The organism is Pantoea sp. nfd-35, assembly GCF_056892255.1.
In genome coordinates, this window is record NZ_CP122403.1 from 2,144,972 (window position 1) to 2,163,384 (window position 18,413).

Annotated in this window: 20 protein-coding genes; 14 read left to right on the top strand and 6 right to left on the bottom strand. The window is 55.5% G+C overall.

The genetic code is table 11. The annotated features are described in order from the left end of the window. Window positions 1-7 precede the first annotated feature (7 nt). From pspB to tyrR, 6 genes are all read left to right on the top strand, one after another. Window positions 8-235 (top strand): envelope stress response membrane protein PspB, encoded by a 228-nt coding sequence (gene pspB / locus P9J57_RS10025; protein ID WP_013025903.1) that lies wholly within the window; start codon window positions 8-10, stop codon window positions 233-235. Further along, the gene (pspC, locus tag P9J57_RS10030; RefSeq protein ID WP_483279490.1) at window positions 232-582 is read left to right on the top strand and encodes an envelope stress response membrane protein PspC; all 351 of its coding nucleotides are present in this window, start codon (window positions 232-234) and stop codon (window positions 580-582) included. Before pspB ends, pspC begins: the two co-directional genes overlap by 4 nt. A gap of 57 nt (window positions 583-639) precedes the next feature. Then, window positions 640-888: a phage shock protein PspD gene (gene pspD, locus P9J57_RS10035; protein ID WP_014605759.1), complete on the top strand. Its 249-nt coding sequence runs from the start codon at window positions 640-642 to the stop codon at window positions 886-888. Continuing rightward, window positions 869-2,266, top strand: a complete 1,398-nt coding sequence (locus tag P9J57_RS10040; protein WP_483279491.1) for a YcjX family GTP-binding protein — start codon at window positions 869-871, stop codon at window positions 2,264-2,266. Before pspD ends, P9J57_RS10040 begins: the two co-directional genes overlap by 20 nt. Continuing rightward, the gene (locus P9J57_RS10045) at window positions 2,263-3,330 is read left to right on the top strand and encodes a YcjF family protein (RefSeq protein ID WP_013025899.1); all 1,068 of its coding nucleotides are present in this window, start codon (window positions 2,263-2,265) and stop codon (window positions 3,328-3,330) included. The genes P9J57_RS10040 and P9J57_RS10045 overlap by 4 nt, the downstream gene beginning before the upstream one ends. 252 nt (window positions 3,331-3,582) lie before the next feature. Beyond that, window positions 3,583-5,148, top strand: a complete 1,566-nt coding sequence (gene tyrR / locus P9J57_RS10050; RefSeq protein ID WP_044042545.1) for a transcriptional regulator TyrR — start codon at window positions 3,583-3,585, stop codon at window positions 5,146-5,148. 37 nt (window positions 5,149-5,185) lie between these two features. On the opposite strand, the gene tpx is transcribed toward tyrR, so the two are convergent. Next, entirely contained in the window at window positions 5,186-5,689 is a 504-nt protein-coding gene (tpx, locus tag P9J57_RS10055) for a thiol peroxidase (RefSeq protein WP_483279492.1), read from the bottom strand. A gap of 150 nt (window positions 5,690-5,839) precedes the next feature. On the opposite strand from tpx, the gene ycjG reads away from it, so the two are divergent. Then, window positions 5,840-6,823, top strand: a complete 984-nt coding sequence (gene ycjG, locus P9J57_RS10060) for an L-Ala-D/L-Glu epimerase (protein WP_013025895.1) — start codon at window positions 5,840-5,842, stop codon at window positions 6,821-6,823. Here ycjG and mpaA read toward each other — a convergent pair. Beyond that, window positions 6,774-7,505 carry a murein tripeptide amidase MpaA gene (mpaA, locus tag P9J57_RS10065; RefSeq protein ID WP_013025894.1) on the bottom strand — a complete coding sequence of 244 codons (732 nt, stop codon included), beginning with the start codon at window positions 7,503-7,505 and terminating at the stop codon, window positions 6,774-6,776. The genes ycjG and mpaA overlap by 50 nt on opposite strands. 152 nt (window positions 7,506-7,657) lie before the next feature. Here mpaA and P9J57_RS10070 point away from each other — a divergent pair, with 152 nt between their 5' ends. The 3 genes from P9J57_RS10070 (at window position 7,658) to P9J57_RS10080 (ending at window position 10,796) form a co-directional block, all read left to right on the top strand. Continuing rightward, window positions 7,658-9,277 carry a peptide ABC transporter substrate-binding protein gene (locus P9J57_RS10070; protein ID WP_483279493.1) on the top strand — a complete coding sequence of 540 codons (1,620 nt, stop codon included), beginning with the start codon at window positions 7,658-7,660 and terminating at the stop codon, window positions 9,275-9,277. Window positions 9,278-9,394: 117 nt separating this feature from the next. Then, window positions 9,395-10,378: a zinc transporter ZntB gene (gene zntB / locus P9J57_RS10075; RefSeq protein ID WP_483279494.1), complete on the top strand. Its 984-nt coding sequence runs from the start codon at window positions 9,395-9,397 to the stop codon at window positions 10,376-10,378. Between the two features lie 289 nt (window positions 10,379-10,667). Then, window positions 10,668-10,796, top strand: coding sequence for a hypothetical protein (locus P9J57_RS10080; protein ID WP_022623200.1), 129 nt, complete (start codon window positions 10,668-10,670; stop codon window positions 10,794-10,796). A gap of 54 nt (window positions 10,797-10,850) precedes the next feature. Here the strand turns inward: P9J57_RS10080 and ttcA are convergent, their stop codons facing one another. Together ttcA and P9J57_RS10090 are read right to left on the bottom strand one after the other, a co-directional pair. Next, the gene (ttcA, locus tag P9J57_RS10085) at window positions 10,851-11,786 is read right to left on the bottom strand and encodes a tRNA 2-thiocytidine(32) synthetase TtcA (RefSeq protein WP_014605764.1); all 936 of its coding nucleotides are present in this window, start codon (window positions 11,784-11,786) and stop codon (window positions 10,851-10,853) included. A 440-nt stretch (window positions 11,787-12,226) separates the two neighbouring features. After that, window positions 12,227-12,883 carry an MgtC/SapB family protein gene (locus P9J57_RS10090; RefSeq protein ID WP_013025890.1) on the bottom strand — a complete coding sequence of 219 codons (657 nt, stop codon included), beginning with the start codon at window positions 12,881-12,883 and terminating at the stop codon, window positions 12,227-12,229. A gap of 182 nt (window positions 12,884-13,065) precedes the next feature. Here P9J57_RS10090 and P9J57_RS10095 point away from each other — a divergent pair, with 182 nt between their 5' ends. Continuing rightward, window positions 13,066-13,341 (top strand): putative hemolysin, encoded by a 276-nt coding sequence (locus P9J57_RS10095; protein WP_014605765.1) that lies wholly within the window; start codon window positions 13,066-13,068, stop codon window positions 13,339-13,341. 33 nt (window positions 13,342-13,374) lie between these two features. Here the strand turns inward: P9J57_RS10095 and P9J57_RS10100 are convergent, their stop codons facing one another. Then, a complete protein-coding gene (locus tag P9J57_RS10100) occupies window positions 13,375-14,367 on the bottom strand; it encodes a 2-hydroxyacid dehydrogenase (protein ID WP_015700235.1) in 993 nt (330 codons plus the stop codon). Between the two features lie 142 nt (window positions 14,368-14,509). Here P9J57_RS10100 and P9J57_RS10105 point away from each other — a divergent pair, with 142 nt between their 5' ends. From P9J57_RS10105 to P9J57_RS10115, 3 genes are read left to right on the top strand one after another with little or no spacing between them, the layout of a single operon-like run. Continuing rightward, the gene (locus tag P9J57_RS10105; protein WP_483279495.1) at window positions 14,510-17,143 is read left to right on the top strand and encodes a YdbH family protein; all 2,634 of its coding nucleotides are present in this window, start codon (window positions 14,510-14,512) and stop codon (window positions 17,141-17,143) included. Next, window positions 17,140-17,328 (top strand): YnbE family lipoprotein, encoded by a 189-nt coding sequence (locus P9J57_RS10110; protein ID WP_014605768.1) that lies wholly within the window; start codon window positions 17,140-17,142, stop codon window positions 17,326-17,328. The genes P9J57_RS10105 and P9J57_RS10110 overlap by 4 nt, the downstream gene beginning before the upstream one ends. A gap of 11 nt (window positions 17,329-17,339) precedes the next feature. After that, entirely contained in the window at window positions 17,340-17,660 is a 321-nt protein-coding gene (locus P9J57_RS10115) for a YdbL family probable chaperone protein (protein WP_013025885.1), read from the top strand. A gap of 70 nt (window positions 17,661-17,730) precedes the next feature. Here P9J57_RS10115 and azoR read toward each other — a convergent pair whose 3' ends face one another. After that, window positions 17,731-18,330, bottom strand: a complete 600-nt coding sequence (azoR, locus tag P9J57_RS10120) for an FMN-dependent NADH-azoreductase (RefSeq protein ID WP_013025884.1) — start codon at window positions 18,328-18,330, stop codon at window positions 17,731-17,733. Between the last annotated feature and the right edge of the window lie 83 nt (window positions 18,331-18,413).

Sequence of the window (18,413 nt, forward strand, 5' to 3'; positions counted from 1 at the left end):
AGAGTCAATGAGCGCATTATTTTTAGCCATTCCATTAACGATATTTGTGCTGTTTGTGGCACCCGTCTGGCTATGGCTACACTACAGTAACAAACGCAACGGGGGCACCGATCTGTCGCAGAGTCAGATGCAGCGTCTGCAACAGGTAACCAAAGATGCCCAGCGCATGCGGGAGCGCATTGAAGCGCTTGAAGCCATTCTCGATGCTGAACATCCTAACTGGAGGCAGCCATGATGAAAGGCCGCAAGTTATGGCGTAAGCCTGACGAAGGGAAGCTGATGGGCGTGTGTGCCGGTTTAGCCGAATACCTTGACGTTCCGGTACGACTGCTTCGCATCATTGTCGTCTTGTCACTGTTCTTTGGTCTGTTTGTGTTTACCGTGATCGCCTATTTCGTGTTGGGTTTTGTGCTGGACGTTAAACCGGCCGACGTGGATAACGGGGAATACGCGCCCAGCGCCGGTGAACTGCTGGACCAACTGGAAACGACACTGCAACAGGATGAGCGTAATGTTCGGGATATTGAACGTTACATCACCTCTGAAACCTTCAGCGTGCGCAGTCGTTTCCGTCAGATTTAATCGTTGTTCTGCAGCGGGCCAGTGTCTGGCCCGTTTGTGAACCGTTTGGAGGAAGTGATGACTGTTTCACGCACTGCGGCTTTTCGTCATCGCGCAACACCTGCGTTGAAGTCCGCCGCTAAATTTATCATTATCAATGCGATAACTTATGGTCCTGCGGGCGTGACCGGCTGGGCGGTGAAATCGGTGGCGCGTCGTCCGTTGCGTATTCTGTTAGGACTGGCGCTTGAGCCACTGCTGAAACGCGTGATGAACACTGTGGCATCACGCTTCATCAAGGAGAAAGATGAAAAGACTGCAAACTGAATTGCTGGCATTGATGAACCGCGGCGTCGATCGCCATCTTCGTCTGGCGGTAACCGGATTAAGCCGCAGTGGCAAAACGGCCTTCATTACCTCGCTGGTTAACCAGCTCCTGTCTGTTCACAGCGGTGCCCGACTGCCGCTGTTTTCCGTGGTGCGCGATGAGCGCCTGCTGGGCGTGAAACGCGTCCCCCAGCGAGACATGGGCACGGCGCGTTTTACCTACGATGAGGGGCTGGCGCAGCTTTACAACACACCGCCTGCCTGGCCAACCCCGACGCGAGGCGTGAGTGAAATGCGCCTGGCACTGCGTTATCGCCCCAACGATTCGTTACTCCGCCATCTCAAAGACACCGCCACGCTCTATCTTGAAATCGTCGATTACCCGGGTGAGTGGCTGCTCGATCTGCCTATGCTGGCACAGGATTATCTGACCTGGTCGCGGCAGATGAACGGCTTATTACAGGGCGATCGCGCCAGCTGGGCCGCGCCATGGCGTGCACTGAGTCAAACGCTTGATCCTTTCGCTCCGGCGGATGAGAACCGCCTGGCCGACATCGCTGCGGCCTGGACTGACTACCTGCATCAGTGTAAAGCGGAAGGGCTGCACTTCATTCAGCCGGGACGTTTTGTTCTGCCTGGCGATATGGCCGGTGCGCCAGCGCTACAGTTTTTTCCCTGGCCAACTGACGATGAAGCCCAGGCGGCGAAGCTGGCGCAGGCCGATAAAGGCAGTAACTTTGCCATGCTGCAGCAGCGATTCAATTACTACTGCCAGCATGTCGTAAAAGACTTCTATAAAAATCATTTTCTGCGCTTTGATCGCCAGATCGTGCTGGTGGACTGCCTGCAGCCGCTCAACAGCGGGCCGCAGGCGTTTAATGATATGCGGCTGGCATTAACGCAACTGATGCAGAGCTTTCATTACGGGCAGCGTACGCTGTTCCGACGACTGTTTTCACCCGTCATCGATAAGCTGTTATTTGCTGCGACCAAAGCCGATCACATCACCAGCGACCAGCACGGCAATATGGTCTCTTTGCTGCAGCAGCTTGTGCAGGACGCCTGGCAAAACGCCGCGTTCGAAGGCATCAGCATGGACTGTATTGGCCTGGCCTCGGTTCAGGCCACACAAAGCGGGCTGATCGATCACCGTGGCGAAAAGATCCCGGCACTTCGCGGTCATCGCCTGCAGGATGGCGAGGCATTAACCGTTTATCCGGGTGACGTTCCGCCCCGGCTACCGGGCAGCGCGTTCTGGCAGCAGCAAGGCTTTCAGTTTGAGCAGTTTCGCCCACAGCAGCTGGATATCGATCGCCCACTGCCGCATATCCGCATGGATGCGGCGCTGGAATTTTTACTGGGAGATAAATTGCGATGAGCGATCCGTTAAAACCGCGTATCGATTTTGCCCACCCGCTGGAGGATAAGCCCGAAAGTGTGCTGCGGCCTGCTCAAACGTTTGAAGACGATGCCCAGGCCGCTTTTTTGGCTGTGCAAGACAGCGACGCGACGGTTGAAGAAGAAAGCGCAGGGGAAAGAGCCGTCGAGGCCGCGCTGAAACCTAAACGCAGCCTGTGGCGCAAAATGGTGGGCGCAGGCCTGGCGCTGTTTGGCGTCAGTGTTGTGGCGCAGGGCGTGCAGTGGAGCCACAATGCCTGGCTGGCGCAGGACTGGTTTGCGCTGGGCAGCGGCGTCGCCGGCGGACTGATTGTTCTGGCCGGTGTGGGCGCGCTGACCCAGGAATGGCGCCGCTTATATCAACTGCGGCAGCGTGCGGAAGAGCGCGATCGGGGCCGGGAACTGCTTAACAGCCACGGCGTGGGCCAGGGGCGGGCTTTTTGTGAAAAACTGGCGCGTCAGGCCGAACTGGATCAGGCTCATCCAGCGCTGCAACGCTGGCATGCCTCGCTTCACGAAACCCACAATGATGGTGAAACGGTCCGGCTCTATGCCCAACTGGTGCAGCCGGTTCTTGATCGCCAGGCCCGGCGGGAAATCAGCCGCCATGCTGCCGAATCGGCGCTGATGATCGCTGTCAGCCCGTTGGCACTGGTCGATATGGCCTTTATCGCCTGGCGTAACCTGCGGCTGGTCAACCGCATTGCGGCCATTTACGGTATTGAGCTGGGCTATTTTAGTCGACTGCGCCTGTTCCGACTGGTGCTGCTTAACATGGCGTTTGCCGGGGCCTCAGAGCTGGTGCGCGAGGTCGGAATGGACTGGATGTCGCAGGACATCGCGGCCCGCCTGTCGACGCGTGCCGCGCAGGGCATTGGTGCGGGGCTGCTCACCGCCCGGCTGGGTATCAAAGCGATGGAGCTGTGTCGGCCTTTACCTTGGCTGGAAAATGATAAACCTCGTCTCGGCGATTACCGCCGGGAGCTGTTAGGGCAGTTGAAAGACGCGCTACAAAAGGGCGGGAATAAACATCCGCAAAACTGACTATAGATGGGGACCGTTATTTAACGTCCCCTGTTTAGCGCGCCTAATCTGCGGGAGGCCGTTCCGGGATACTGGGAAGATTAACTGCGAAAGACGTCGAAAACTCAAGGCGTTATGGCGCGCCACGCGCGACGGACGTTTAAAAAAAACGCGCTTGCGTTAACGCTGTCAACTTTTCCTGACAGCCCCCTTTCTGCGGACGGGCTGTTTAGCGTATTATCGCGACATATCAAACGGATTAAGGCCCACGCAATGCGTTTAGAAGTGTTTTGTCAGGACCGTATCGGACTGGCGCGTGAATTGCTCGACCTGTTGGTGGCGCGCAGTATCGATCTTCGCGGCATTGAAGTCGCCGCCTCAGGCCGTATCTATCTCAATTTCTCCACGCTTGAATTCGAACAGTTCAGTAATCTGATGGCGGAAATCCGTCGTACACCCGGCGTCACCGATGTCCGCACGGTCCCCTATATGCCGTCTGAACGTGAACATCGGGTACTCAGCGCCTTGCTGGTTGCCATGCCAGAGCCGGTATTTTCGGTCGATTTGAGAACGAAGGTTGAGCTGGCGAACCCGGCGGCGCAAAACCTGTTTAATCTTGATGAAAACAAGATCCGCAATTTTACCGCCGACCACCTGATTAACGGTTTTAATTTTGCGCGCTGGCTGGAGAGCGATCGCGTTCAGGCGCAGGCGCAACATGTGGTGATAGAAGGGCGCGACTTCCTGATGGAAGCACACCCGATTTACCTGTCAGAGGACAACGACCAGGCCGACCAGCTCGTCGGCGCAATGGTGATGCTGAAGTCTACTGCCCGTATGGGGCGACAACTGCAGAACCTGGTGGTGACCGATGAAACCGAGTTCGATCATATTGTCGCCGTTACGCCCAGGATGCGGCAGGTCGTGGAACAGGCGCGCAAGCTCGCGATGCACGATGCACCGCTGCTGATTATCGGCGACACCGGCACGGGCAAAGACATGCTGGCGCGGGCCTGTCATTTACGCAGCGCACGCGGAAAGATGCCTTTTCTGGCGCTTAACTGTGCATCGCTGCCGGATGACGTAGCGGAAAGTGAGCTTTTTGGTCACGCAGCCGGGGCCTATCCCAATGCGCTGGAGGGCAAAAAAGGCTTTTTCGAACAGGCAAACGGTGGCTCGGTGCTGCTGGATGAAATTGGCGAGATGTCACCCACTATGCAGACGAAGCTGCTGCGTTTTCTGAACGATGGCACTTTCCGCCGCGTCGGTGAGGAGCATGAGGTACACGTGAATGTCCGCGTGATCTGCGCCACCCAGAAGAACCTGTTTGAGCTGGTTCAGCGCGGCGAGTTCAGGGAAGACCTTTTCTATCGCCTGAATGTGCTTACGCTGAATCTGCCGCCGCTGCGCGAGCGCGTTCAGGACATTATGCCGCTAACGGAAATGTTCGTGGCGCGTTTCGCCGATGAACAGGGCATTCCACGGCCGCGTCTTTCCTCACAGCTGAATGCTTTTCTGATGCGCTATAACTGGCCCGGAAACGTGCGGCAGCTAAAAAATGCCTTGTATCGTGCATTAACCCAGTTGGAAGGCCATGAGTTACGGCCGCAGGATATCGTCTTGCCGGAACAGGCGCTGGATGTGTCACTGGGGGAAGAAGCGATGGAAGGCACGCTGGATCAGATCACCAGCCGCTTTGAACGATCTATTTTGACGCGGTTATATTTGTCTTATCCGAGCACGCGCAAACTGGCAAAACGACTGGGGGTTTCCCATACCGCCATTGCCAATAAACTGCGAGAGTACGGTCTGGGGCAGAAGCGCGGCGACAACGAATAAAACGCAGCGGATAAGTCTGGCTTATCCGCTGTGGCCATTATTTCAGCGCAGCGAGTGCGGCATCATAATCGGGTTCAGTGGTGATCTCATTCACCAGCTGGCTGTAAAGCACTTTGTCATGCTCATCCAGTACGATAACGGCACGGGCCGTCAGACCCTGAAGGGCACCATCAGCAATTTCCACGCCAAAATCTTTTTTGAATTCCTCGCCGCGCAGCGTTGACAGCGTAACCACGTTGTTGAGGTTGTCTGCGCCACAAAAACGCGATTGAGCAAAGGGCAGGTCGGCGGAAATACATAACACCACCGTGTTATTCAGTTCGCCCGCTAACTGGTTAAACTTGCGCACCGAAGAGGCGCACACGCCGGTATCGACGCTGGGAAAAATATTCAGAATCTTGCGTTTTCCTGCATACTCAGAGAGTGAAACGTTAGACAGGTTTTTCGCCACGAGGGTAAAAGCGTTAACGCTATCGCCCGGCTGCGGGAACTGACCTGCAACCGCTACAGGGTTGCCCTGAAAGTGAACAGTCTGAGACATAAGAATTCCTTCTAATGATGTTATCTGACAGAAAATAAAGCGTCAGTACAGGTATAGCCATTGTTTATGACATAAATTTTAAGGGTTTACGAGAGCATTTGTTGCCTAAAGTTAAATGGCGATGATGAATCCCAGAGAAAAGGAGAGGTAATGAGAACGGTAAAATGTTATCCCGAAGCATGGCCGCTGCATACGCCGTTTGTCATTGCTCGTGGCAGTCGCACCGAAGCCAAGGTCGTTGTCGTCGAAATCGAAGAAGAGGGCGTGAAAGGGATCGGCGAGGCCACGCCTTACACGCGCTACGGCGAAAGCGAAGCCCTGGTGCTGGAACAAATTGCGACCGTTATGCCTCAACTGCAGCAAGGGCTGTCGCGTGAAGCCTTGCAGAGCCTGTTGCCTGCCGGTGCGGCAAGAAACGCCATCGACAGTGCTCTCTGGGACCTTGCCGCTCGCCAGCAGCATGTGACGCTGGAGCAGTTAGTGGGCGCGGAACCGACCCAGTCTGTTGTGACTGCACACACGGTGAGCATTGATACGCCAGAAGCGATGGCCAGCAGCGCGCAGGCGTTGTGGCAACATGGCGCAACCCTGCTCAAAATCAAAATGGACAATAACTTTATTACCGAGCGCCTGATGGCGATTCGCGCTGCTGTTCCCGACGCGACATTACTTGTGGATGCGAATGAATCCTGGCATGCCGAAGGGCTGGCAGCCCGTTGCCAGCTGTTAGCCGATCTGGACGTGGCCATGCTGGAACAGCCGTTACCGGCAGGTGAAGACGCGGCGCTGGCGAACTTTATCCATCCTCTTCCGATCTGCGCCGATGAAAGCTGCCACACGCGGGAAAGCCTGCCTGCCCTCCGTGGACGCTATGAGATGGTGAATATCAAGCTTGATAAAGCGGGCGGACTCACTGAAGCGCTTGCCCTGGCACATGCTGCGCTGCAGCAGGGTTTTACGCTGATGTCCGGCTGTATGATCTGTACCTCAAGAGCGATTCGCGCGGCGCTGCCACTGGTGCCGCTGGTGCGTTTTGCCGATCTTGATGGCGCAACGTGGCTGGCCGTGGATGTTGAACCGGCGCTTAAGGTACATGACGGGGCGTTAATGACGGCTGCCAGCGCAGCAGAGTAAGCATCGTCTCCAGATACGTTTCTGTGGCTTCGTCCACCGAGATAGCCGGCATCTCGGCAGTGACGCAGGGCAGACTCAGGTCGTGGCACCAACTGCCAAAGGAGCCCGGCGTGGCATAGCCCACGCTGCTCACCCGCGGTAATTGGGTCTGCGCCGCCAGCCAGGCGCCTACGTCTGTCTGTTCGGGGTCATCAATGCAGGCCAGAGGCTCGTGCCACGAGACGACCCAGGCCGGTTTAAGCTGATGAATGAGCGCGCACAGCGCCTGGGTTTCCGGCTCCGATGCCGGATGTGTCCCCGTTGACAGCTTAACGTCCCGCGCGTCTGCCGCGCTGTTCCAGCGGTAAACCGTTTCGCCCGACTGCCAGTTGGCGGCCGGAAAGTTTCGGTTCAGATCCACGCCATTCGCATTGGCACGCAGGCCCAGCTGACAGCCGTCGGGGTTCATCGCCAACACCACATGATGCCGACGCTGTGCCTCCGGCAAGGTCCGCAGCGCAGCGGAAAGGGCGGCTATCGCCGCGTTTTCATCACCGTGAGTGCCGGCCAGAATCAGGCCACTGTCGCCGTCCGCCTGCACGGCGGGAAACCAGAGTAGCGGGGCGCCCAGAACAGAGCGGCCATACTGCTGCCAGGAAATAGCCAGTTTGCCGCGCAGCGGTCGCGGATGAATGGATGACATAGTGACGTTCTCCTGAGTTTATTTAAAAGTAGCGGAAAAGCCGGTCGGGGAAAATAGCTATTTATCAATCAGCAATTTGCGATAAAGTGGCCGTTAACAGGCTGAGTCAGTAATGCGCTGATCCAGCGCGTCTTTATTGCAAAGGGGTGATAATGGTAATCCGCTTTTCATTAACGCTAACGGCCCTGAGCCTGCTTAACGCGTTTGTGCCCGCGTTGGCCGCCGAGGTTCCTGCCGGTGCACAGCTCGCCGCGAAACAAGAGATTGTCCGCCATATCAAAGATGAACCCGCTTCCCTCGATCCGGCCAAAGCCGTGGGCCTGCCTGAAATCCAGGTGATGCGCGATTTGTATGAAGGGCTGACCAGTCAGGATGCCCACGGCAAAATTGTGCCCGGTGTCGCGCAGATCTGGAGCAGCAGTGACAATAAGGTCTGGATACTTACTTTACGTAATAATGCCCGTTGGTCTGATGGCAAACCGGTGACCGCGCAGGATTTTGTATACAGCTGGCAGCGCGTTGTCGATCCTAAAACCTCATCGCCTCAGGCCTCCTTTATCGCACTGAGCGGCATGAGCAACGCGGGCGCGATTACCAAAGGCGAAATGACACCGGATAAGCTGGGCGTCACCGCCCTGGACAAGAATCGCCTGAAGATTACGCTGACCCGTCCGGTTCCCTGGTTTCCTGCGATGCTCTCTAACGTCGCGTTTTATCCAGTACCGCAGGGCGTGGTTGAAAACGCAGGTGCAGACTGGACCCAGCCGGGCAAACTGGTGGGCAATGGGGCTTATCAACTCAGCCAACGCGTCGTGAATGAAAAAATCGTTCTGGTGCGCAATCCCCATTACTGGGACAACGCCCACTCCGTTTTAACCAAAGTGACCTTTGTGCCCATCAACGAAGAATCGAGCGCAACTAAGCGCTACCGCGCTAACGATGTGGATATCACCGAATCTTTCCCCAAAAACATGTACGCGCTGCTGAAGAAAACGCTGCCCGGCCAGGTTTATACGCCGGATCAGCTCGGCACCTACTATTACGCGTTTAATACCCAGAAAGGGCCAACGGCCGACGTACGCGTGCGCAAGGCGCTGTCGTGGAGTATCGATCGCGCCGTTATCGCCGAAAAAGTCCTGGGCACAGGGGAAAAACCGGCATGGCATTTTACCCCTGACGTCACGGCCGGGTTCACACCGCTGCCCGCCCTACAGCAACAGCACAATCAAAAAGAGATGGATGCGCAGGCCAGAGCCCTGTTGGCAGCCGCAGGTTACAGCCCCGCTAAGCCGTTAAAGCTGACGTTGCTGTACAACACTTCTGAAAGCCATCAGAAAATCGCGATTGCGGTGGCGTCGATGTGGAAGAAAAACCTTGGTGTGGATGTGAAACTGGAAAACCAGGAGTGGAAAACCTATATAGACAGCCGAAACAGTGGGAACTTTGACGTTATCCGCGCCTCCTGGGTAGGGGATTACAACGAACCCTCGACGTTCCTGAATCTGCTCACCTCAGGCAACAGCAGCAACATTCCGCGCTTCAGTAATGCCGAATACGATGCCGTCATTGCCAAGGCAAGTATGGAAACCAGCGATAAGGCGCGCAATGCGGATTATAACCGGGCAGAGCAGATTATCGCTGACCAGGTCCCAATCGCGCCCCTTTATCAGTACACCAATGGCCGGCTCATTAAGCCGTGGGTCAAAGGTTACCCGATTACTAACCCCGAAGACGTTGCCTACAGCCGGGAATTGTGGATTGAGAAACACTAAGTCACAGCGGCCTGACATCAGGCCGTCTTTTGACATCTTTGTACACAGGCTCAGGATTGCAACTCAACAGCGCCACGCTAGACTGTATCGTATTGATTTTGATAGCGGGGTAACGGTGTGGACGGTGTAAAAGGAAAAGCGCTTCAGGTGACAGATGCCATTATTTCCTGCCAGTTGGATGGCAAGGGTGGCATGATCCCCATTGATGAAACACAGGTGCTGCAAGACGAGCATCCCTGCTGGTTGCATCTTAATTATACCCATCCTCGTAGCGCCGAATGGCTGCAGTCTACGCCTCAAATTCCGGATGCCGTGCGCGATGCGCTGGCTGGTGAAAGCATGCGTCCCCGTGTTTCCCGGCTGGGGGACGGTTTTATGATTGTCCTGCGCAGCGTCAACCATAACAGCGATGCACGTCCTGACCAGCTGGTGGCAATGCGGGTGTTCATTAACGATCAGCTCATTGTCTCCACCCGCCGACGCAAAGTGTTTGCCGTGGATGAAGTGCTGACCGATCTCGAAAACGGCAACGGTCCGGTGAACTGTGGCAGCTGGCTGGTTGAAGTCTGCGATGCCTTAACCGGGCACACCAGCGAATTTATCGAAGACCTACACGATAAAATCATTGAGCTGGAAGATGCCTTACTTGATCAACGTATTCCGCCGCGGGGTGAGCTGGGACTGTTACGCAAACAGCTGATCGTAATGCGCCGTTATATGGCACCGCAGCGCGATGTCTTCTCGCGCCTGGCGAGTGAAAAATTGCCGTGGATGGACGACAGCGAGCGCCGCCGTATGCAGGAAATTGCTGACAGACTGGGCCGCGGCCTGGACGATCTGGACGCCGGCGTAGCCAGAACCGCCGTGCTGGCAGACGAAGTGGCCTCGGTCATGGCGGAATCCATGAACCGCCGAACCTACACGATGTCGCTTATGGCCATGATCTTTCTGCCAGCGACCTTTTTGACTGGCCTGTTTGGCGTCAATCTGGGCGGGATCCCCGGCGGCGCATGGCGCTATGGCTTTAGCGTCTTTTGTCTTTTACTCGTGGTACTGGCGTTAGGCGTGGCTGGTTATCTGCGCAAGCGACGCTGGCTGTAAGGCATGGGAGAGGAGCAGGGCGTCAGTCAGGAAAATTCCATTAACAGGACTAAAGCTGATCGACATCAATATCTGCCAGACGCAAACCGCGCAAAATCTCTCTCGCAGGTGAATGCAACGTCAAGCGATGGGCGTTGCGCTCCATATTGTCTTACTTCCTTTTTTGAATTATTGCATAGCATATTTAATTCGAAATACGCCGGCTAACTAGCCGGCTTTTTTTTGCCCGCTGGCTGAGATGTCAATTCTTTCCTAAGCTTAAAATCCATTCGCATAAGAGGAGAACGGCATGATGGCGATTCACAACAGCGAGCCCATTCCAACGGATCCGCCCCCCATTCCGCAGCCGCAGCCCGATCCGCCACCGGAACCGGAGTTTCCGCCGGTAATGGATCCGCCCCCTCACCGCAACGTATAAAAAAAGGGCACGCGAGTTGACGCGTGCCCTTTACTTTCAACGAACAGATAAGCGTTACTTAATTTCCAGCACGTTAAGACGTTCGCTGAGGTCAGGCGTTTCTTCTTCCTCGGCGCGCCAGCCAACCGGTGTGACCGGCAGCGTTTCGCGATCAAAGGCCAGATCGCCGCCATCGACCACGGCATCGCCGTGTTGAATACCTTTAAAATCAAAGAGGTTGATATCTGCCATGTGAGAGGGCACGACGTTTTGCATGGCGCTGAACATGGTTTCAATACGGCCAGGATAACGTTTATCCCAGTCGCGCAACATGTCTGCGACGACCTGACGTTGCAGATTCGGCTGAGAACCACACAGGTTGCACGGGATAATCGGAAACTGACGGGCTTCTGAGAAACGAATAATATCTTTCTCGCGGCAGTAAGCCAGAGGACGGATCACGATGTGTTTACCATCGTCACTCATCAGCTTGGGCGGCATGCCTTTCATCTTGCCACCGTAGAACATATTCAAAAACAACGTTTGCAGAATATCATCACGATGGTGGCCAAGGGCGATTTTCGTACAGCCCAGCTCCGTAGCGGTGCGATACAAAATTCCCCGACGCAGACGTGAGCACAGAGAGCAGGTCGTTTTACCTTCGGGAATTTTATCTTTAACGATTGAGTAGGTGTCTTCTTCAACGATTTTGTACTCAACACCCTGAGCATCAAGATATTCAGGCAGAATGTGTCCCGGGAATCCCGGCTGTTTCTGGTCAAGATTCACCGCCACCAGGCTGAATGACACCGGCGCGCTTTTTTGCAGGCTACGCAGGATTTCCAGCATGGTATAGCTGTCTTTGCCGCCTGACAGGCAAACCATAATGCGGTCGCCTTCCTCAATCATATTAAAATCGGCGATAGCCTCGCCAACGTTACGGCGTAAACGCTTCTGAAGCTTGTTGAGGTTGTACTGCTCTTTCTTGCTCGTTTCTTGATTTTGTTGCATTACGCGGTTTCTCAGTCATCAAAAGGGAAGTTCACAGAGTCAGTGTGCGGGTTAACCCGGCCCTGGCCCCGTGGGTCAATGCGCACAAACCTTTTACGCACTGCCGCGCCCCTTTGATTGGCTCTCTATGACGGCTTGCCGCCGGCAGTAAAAGCCAGCGGACAAAAGTATGCCGCGTATGGTACGGATTACGCGTTCAATTTCCAATATCAATTTCTGCGTGCAGCAGAAAGTTCAAGGCTAACGATTCAGTCACGACAGGTCCGTTAGCCCTGTCTGGCGATAATGATAAACAGGAAGACCTGGCTATTCTGCCTGCAAAGGTCAGGCCACCATCCAGAGGTCTGTCAGGCCTCTGCCATTTTCTATGCTGGCGCGGTTCATCATTCGCCCGGCAGGGCATCTTTATTCCCATAGCGTCCCGTTTATTCGGGCCCTGATCACATCATTTCCAGCGACTGCACGCCTTTGACTTCCATGATTTTGTCATACAGGTGCGCATCGCTGGATTTGCGCGATAAGGTAACCTGCACGCTTAATTCACACTGGCCGCTTTCTTCATCCCGGTTAATCACCGAAATATTGCCGTAGCGGATGCCTTCACGTTGCATCACCAGTAACACCAGCGGCACGCTCTTGGCTTTGAGGTAAACAATCAGCGTATGATGTTTACCAATTAATAAATGGCTCAGGCGGCGGAACACCTCCAGCACCACCAGTGCCAGCACCGTGCCGTAAATCCCAATCTCATACATACCGCTCCCGATCACCAGCCCGATAGCGGCGGTAACCCAGAGTCCGGCCGCCGTGGTCAGGCCTTTTACCACCTGCTTTTGAATCAGGATGGTGCCGGCACCCAGAAAGCCCATGCCGCTTACCACCTGCGCCGCAACGCGGCTGGGATCGAGCGCCACATGATCTTTCATCAGCATGTCGGCAAAACCGTATTTCGAAACCAGCATAAACATGGCGCTGCCGATACCGACCAGGATATGGGTACGTAACCCGGCTTCTTTGGCACGCATCTGGCGTTCCAGGCCAATCAGCCCGCCTAAAATGCCGGCCAGCGCGATACGAATCAGCATATCCATTAACATTGTTTTTCTCCGGTAATCATCATGTTCAGATAAGTGCAGTTACGTGACAGTGTGATAACAGGATAATTCTGCTTGCAATTAGCTGTGAGGTTTTTTGTAAAAAGCTGTTTCTTCTATCGACCCCGCGTCAGGGCTGACATATTCTTGCTAAGCCTTTAACTCACCTTCCCGGAGTCTGATTGATGAAAGCCGCTACTTTTCTGCTGGCTGGTGCCGCGTTGATACTGTCTGCCTGCAGTAGTAACAGCGATGACAACGAGCCACCACAACAAGCTACTGCCGCCCATGTTCAGCCACACGTGGTGATGTCGTCAATGGCAGAGGCAAACTGTGCCAATGCAGGAGGGACACTGGCGTTCTCAAGTCAGCTGGACGGATCGCGCATCGGGATGTGCCAGTTAGTTAACGGCCGCCGCTGCAGCGAACAAGCGCTAATCGGCGGTAACTGCGCACGCTAACGGGTTCAGGCCGGATAACACCGGCCGGATACGTCAGGCGGTAACCCGATTCTGACAGGTTTCGCCGCGGTTTAGCTGGCTGAGGTTTTCCAGCGTGGTGTCTGAAATCGCCGTCAGGGCTTCGGCGGTGAGAAACGCCTGATGACCGGTAAACAGCACGTTATGACAGGCTGACAGGCGGCGGAATACATCATCCTGAATCACATCATTAGATTTGTCTTCAAAGAACAGATCCCGCTCGTTTTCATAAACGTCCATGCCCAGCGCGCCTATTTTTTGCTGCTTCAGCGCATCAATCGCAGCCTGAGAATCAATTAATCCGCCCCGACTGGTATTAATGATCATGACGCCGTCACGCATCTGCGAAAAAGCCTGTGCGTTGAGTAAATGATGGTTCTCCGCCGTCAGTGGACAGTGCAGACTGATGACGTGCGACTCGGCAAACAGGGTTTTCAGATCGACATACTCCGCGCCGAGCGCTAAAGCCTGCTCGCTGGGATAAGGATCAAACGCCAGTAAACGCATTCCGAACCCTTTTAATATGCGCAGCGTGGCGATGCCGATTTTGCCGGTGCCAATGATACCGGCCGTTTTGTTATGCATGTTAAAACCGGTCAGGCCGTCCAGCGAAAAATTGGCATCGCGGGTGCGCTGGTAAGCGCGATGAATCCGGCGGTTCAGCGTCATCATCAGCCCCACGGCATGCTCGGCAACGGCTTCCGGGGAGTAGGCAGGCACGCGGACGACCTGAAGCCCCAGCTCGGCTGCCGCGTCGAGATCGACATTGTTAAATCCCGCACAGCGCAGGGCAATGTAGCGGACGCCCAGCCCCGCCAGCTCTTCGAGCACCGGGCGGCTGCCGTCATCATTCACAAAGATACATACCGCATCGCAGTCTACCGCCGTCTTCGCCGTGCTTTCGCTGAGTAAAAAATCAAAAAAGACCAGTTCGAAACCATACTGTTGGTTGACCTGTTCAAGGTACTTCTGGTCATAGTGTTTAGTACTGTATACGGCGATTTTCATCGTTGTGCTCCTGAAAAGGGAATGCAACAAGAATAACGTTTTCTGTTGCTTTTTGCTGGTCGCTGTTTACCTTTCGCGGTGAAACCTTCACCTTCCGGACGTTACGTGCCATCATTATTCTCAGGATAGTGAGAAAAAAAGGATGCTTGTTTTCATGCCGCGGATTTTCCGTCGACGTCTCGCCGCTGTTCTGGCGCTGATTTTATTGCTGCTGGGATTACTACTGACGATCACACAGTGGCTGCCGCGCCTGGTGGGGATTTGGCTGCCTGCAGGTACGCGCGTCGAGCTGGAGGGCGCGCCACGCTGGCGGAACGCGCAGGTGCTGTTTCCCAACATCCATTACCTGGCGGATGACTGTCGTCTGGCGAGTGTCAAAAACGCCGCGCTGGGTTGGCATCACGCGCGCTGGGCGCTCAATGCGGATCAGGTCACGCTGGAAAGTGAATGTCTGCAACAGCTACCTGAAACGCAAAACGATACGGCCGCGCCCAAAACTCTGGCCCAGTGGCAGGCGATGTTGCCGGGCGCCGACATTCATATTGGTAAACTGACCGTTTCCCCCTGGCAGGATTATGCTGGCGGGCTGGATCTGACGCTGGATAAATCGCGCCAGCAGTTACACTACCGCGGTGATAACCTGCAGCTCGACGCCACATTACAAGGACAGCAGCTCAATATCAGTCAACTGACGGTGACGCATCCCGCTTTACCCGAACCGCTCAGCCTCAATGGCCACTTCGAACTGCCCAAATATGCCAACGGCTTGCCGGTGAACGGTGAAATTACCGGCACGCTGGCGCTGGCGGCATTCCCGCAACCCGTGGACGCTGCGCTCAGCTGGGCGCATCAACGCGGTCTACTTAATGTCACCACGGGGGGCAGCGATCGTCCTTTACTCCATCTTCCCTGGCAGGCCAGCCGAACCCGTATTGATATCGAAAAAGGTGAATATTACTGGCCACTGGCCTCGCAGCCGCTGTCGGGTTTCGTCAATCTGACGCTGAATAACTGGCAGGACGGGCTGGAGGCGACCCAAATCGTCGGTCGTCTCAATATGCTCACGCAGGGCCGGGGCGGTAAAGGTAACGTGGTGCTGGGGATGGGGCCGGGCCACCTCAGCCTTACGCAAAGCCAGCTGCCTTTGCAGCTGACGGGCGAAAGCAAATTCGCGGCGATGCAGCTTTACGGCAGCATTCCCGGCGAGCTGAACGGCTCGTTGCTCAATCCGCAATTGACGATAAAACCGAAAGCACTTTTGCGCCTGCGCGGGCGTTTGCTCTCCACGCTGGAAGTCGATGAAGCGCGCTGGCCGCTGGCCGGCGTGCGCTTATCTTCGCAAGGCATCTCCGGACGCCTGCAGGCCATTCTCCGCGCTCACGATCCCAGCTTTGGCCGCTTTGCGCTGCACCTGGATGGCGGCGCGCATAACTTCTGGCCGGATTCAGGCGTCTGGAACTGGCGTTACTGGGGCGAGGGAGAAATGCGTCCCTTACAGGCAAAGTGGGACGTCAATGGCACGGGCGGCTGGCGTGATACGCTGATTCATCTGGATAGCCTGTCTACAGGTTTCAATCAGCTGGAATACGGCAGCGTTCAGGTAGAGAAGCCGCGCTTAACGCTAACGGCGCCGGTGAACTGGCAGCGTGATGCGCACCACCCGTCATTTACCGGCCAATTCCAGATGCAGGCAGGAGAAACGCGCTTCAGCTACGGGGGCAGGCTGGCGGCCTCAACGCTGGACTTCGGTGCGACGGGCAGCGATCCGGGGCATTTCGTCTGGGGCGGACAGCTTAAAGCGGGCAAGGTGGGGCCGGTACGTGTTAACGGTCGATGGGACGGCGAGCGTTTACGCGGACAGGCCTGGTGGCCAACGCAGTCGCTGACGGTATTCCAGCCGCTCCTCAGCCCTGAACTTAAAATGAAGATTCAGTCAGGTGAGTTACGCGCTCAGGTGGCTTTTTCTGCCGCCGCCAGACAGGGCTTTCAGGCTGGCGGTCACTGGACGGTGAAAAACGGCAGCGTCTGGACGCCGGACAGCCAGGTCAACGGGGTGGATTTTTCGCTGCCATTCCGACTGCAAAATCAACAGTGGCATTTCGGGTTACGCGGGCCGGTTTCGTTACGTATCGCCGAGATTAAAAATCAGTTTGCGATGCAGAACATTCGGGCCGACCTGCAGGGCGCTTATCCATGGCGTGAAAACGATCCGCTGTGGTTACAGGATGTCAGTCTGGATCTGCTGGGCGGACACATTACCCTGCCATCCCTGCGCCTGCCTCAGCACAGCCCGGCGCGCGTTTCGCTCCGTGACATCAGCCTCAGCAAGCTCGTCAGCGCCATTAAACCCAAACAGTTTGCCATGTCTGGAAACGTGAATGGCGAGTTACCGCTGTGGATCAGTAATCCCCACTGGATTATTGAAAATGGCTGGATTGCCAACAGCGGGCCGCTGACTTTCCGTATGGATAAAGATATGGCCGATGCCATTACCCGCAACAATGTCGCCGCCGGTGCGGCGATGGACTGGCTGCGCTACATGGAGATTTCGCGGTCATGGGCCACGCTTAATCTGGACAATCTCGGGGAGCTGACGATGGAAGCCCAGGTAAAAGGCACCAGCCGCTTCAGTAATCGTAATCAGACCGTTAATTTAAATTATCGTCATCAGGAAAACCTGTTCCAGCTGTGGCGCAGCCTGCGCTTTGGCGATAATTTGCAATCCTGGGTGGAGCAAAATGCCACCTTGCCGTCAAAAAAGGATCAATCACCATGAGCCTCAGGGCCTTACTGCTGATGGTAGCCTGGCTACCGCTGATGGGTTGTGTGCCACGCATCGAAGTGGCCGCGCCAAAAGACCCCATTACCATTAATATGAATGTGAAAATTGAGCATGAGATCCACATTAAAGTGGACAAGGATGTCGAAGCCTTACTGAAAAACCAGAGCGGCCTGTTCTGAGGAGAGCCAGCATGAAACGCATTGGTCTTGCACTTTTACTGGCGACGACGATGAGCCAGCCGGCCTGGGCTCTGACGCTTGATGAGGCCCGTCAGTCGGGCCGGGTCGGCGAAACCCTGTCCGGTTATATTGCCCCTCGATCAGACGACAGCGAAACCCTCGCACTGGTTAAACGCATCAATGACGGACGGCGCGCAGAGTACCAGCGTCTTGCCGGGCAGAACAACCTGAAAACCGATGAGGTGGCCCGCATCGCTGGACAAAAGCTGGTCACGCGGGCGGGGACGGGGGAATACGTTCAGGGCATTAACGGGCAGTGGTTGCAGAAATAGCCCTATTGAGCAGGGCGATGCAGGCATAAAAAAACCGGGCTGATGCCCGGTTCCGCGTCAAACAGCATTATCACGCAGTAGCAATCTGCTTAATCGCGTCTTTGGCTTCGCTGGTTGCTTTCGTGGCTACTTCCGGGCCGTAAGCGATGCCTTCAGCCAACACGAACTCAACGTCGGTGATGCCGATAAAGCCCAGGAACAGCTTGACGTAAGGGGTCAGCAGGTCAGAAGGGCTGTCTTTATGAATGCCACCACGGCTCGACAGAATCACCGCACGTTTACCTTTCACCAGACCTTCCGGGCCCGCTTCGGTATAACGGAAGGTCACGCCAGCACGCGCGATCAGGTCGAAATAGTTCTTCAGCTGAGTCGGGATGTTGAAGTTGTACATTGGGGCCGCCATGACGATAACGTCGTGCGCCTGCAGCTCAGCAATCAGTTCATCAGACAGTGCCAGCGCTTCCTGCTGACGCGGTGACAGTGGCGCATCAGAAGGGCGCAGTGCGCCAACTAACTCACCGTCCAGCACCGGAACCGGGTTAGCAGCCAGATCGCGCACGGTGATCTGGTCGCCCTTAGCCTGTGCCTGCTCGATATAGAAGTCTGCCAGCTGGCTTGACTGAGAATAACCCGCAAGAATGCTTGATTTCAGAACGAGTACTTTGCTCATAGTAGTTTCCTGTCTGTTATGCGGAAGGCTTTCCGCTCAATGGTTTACACTTTACAAACATCGGCCTTAGGGTGAAAGCGCAA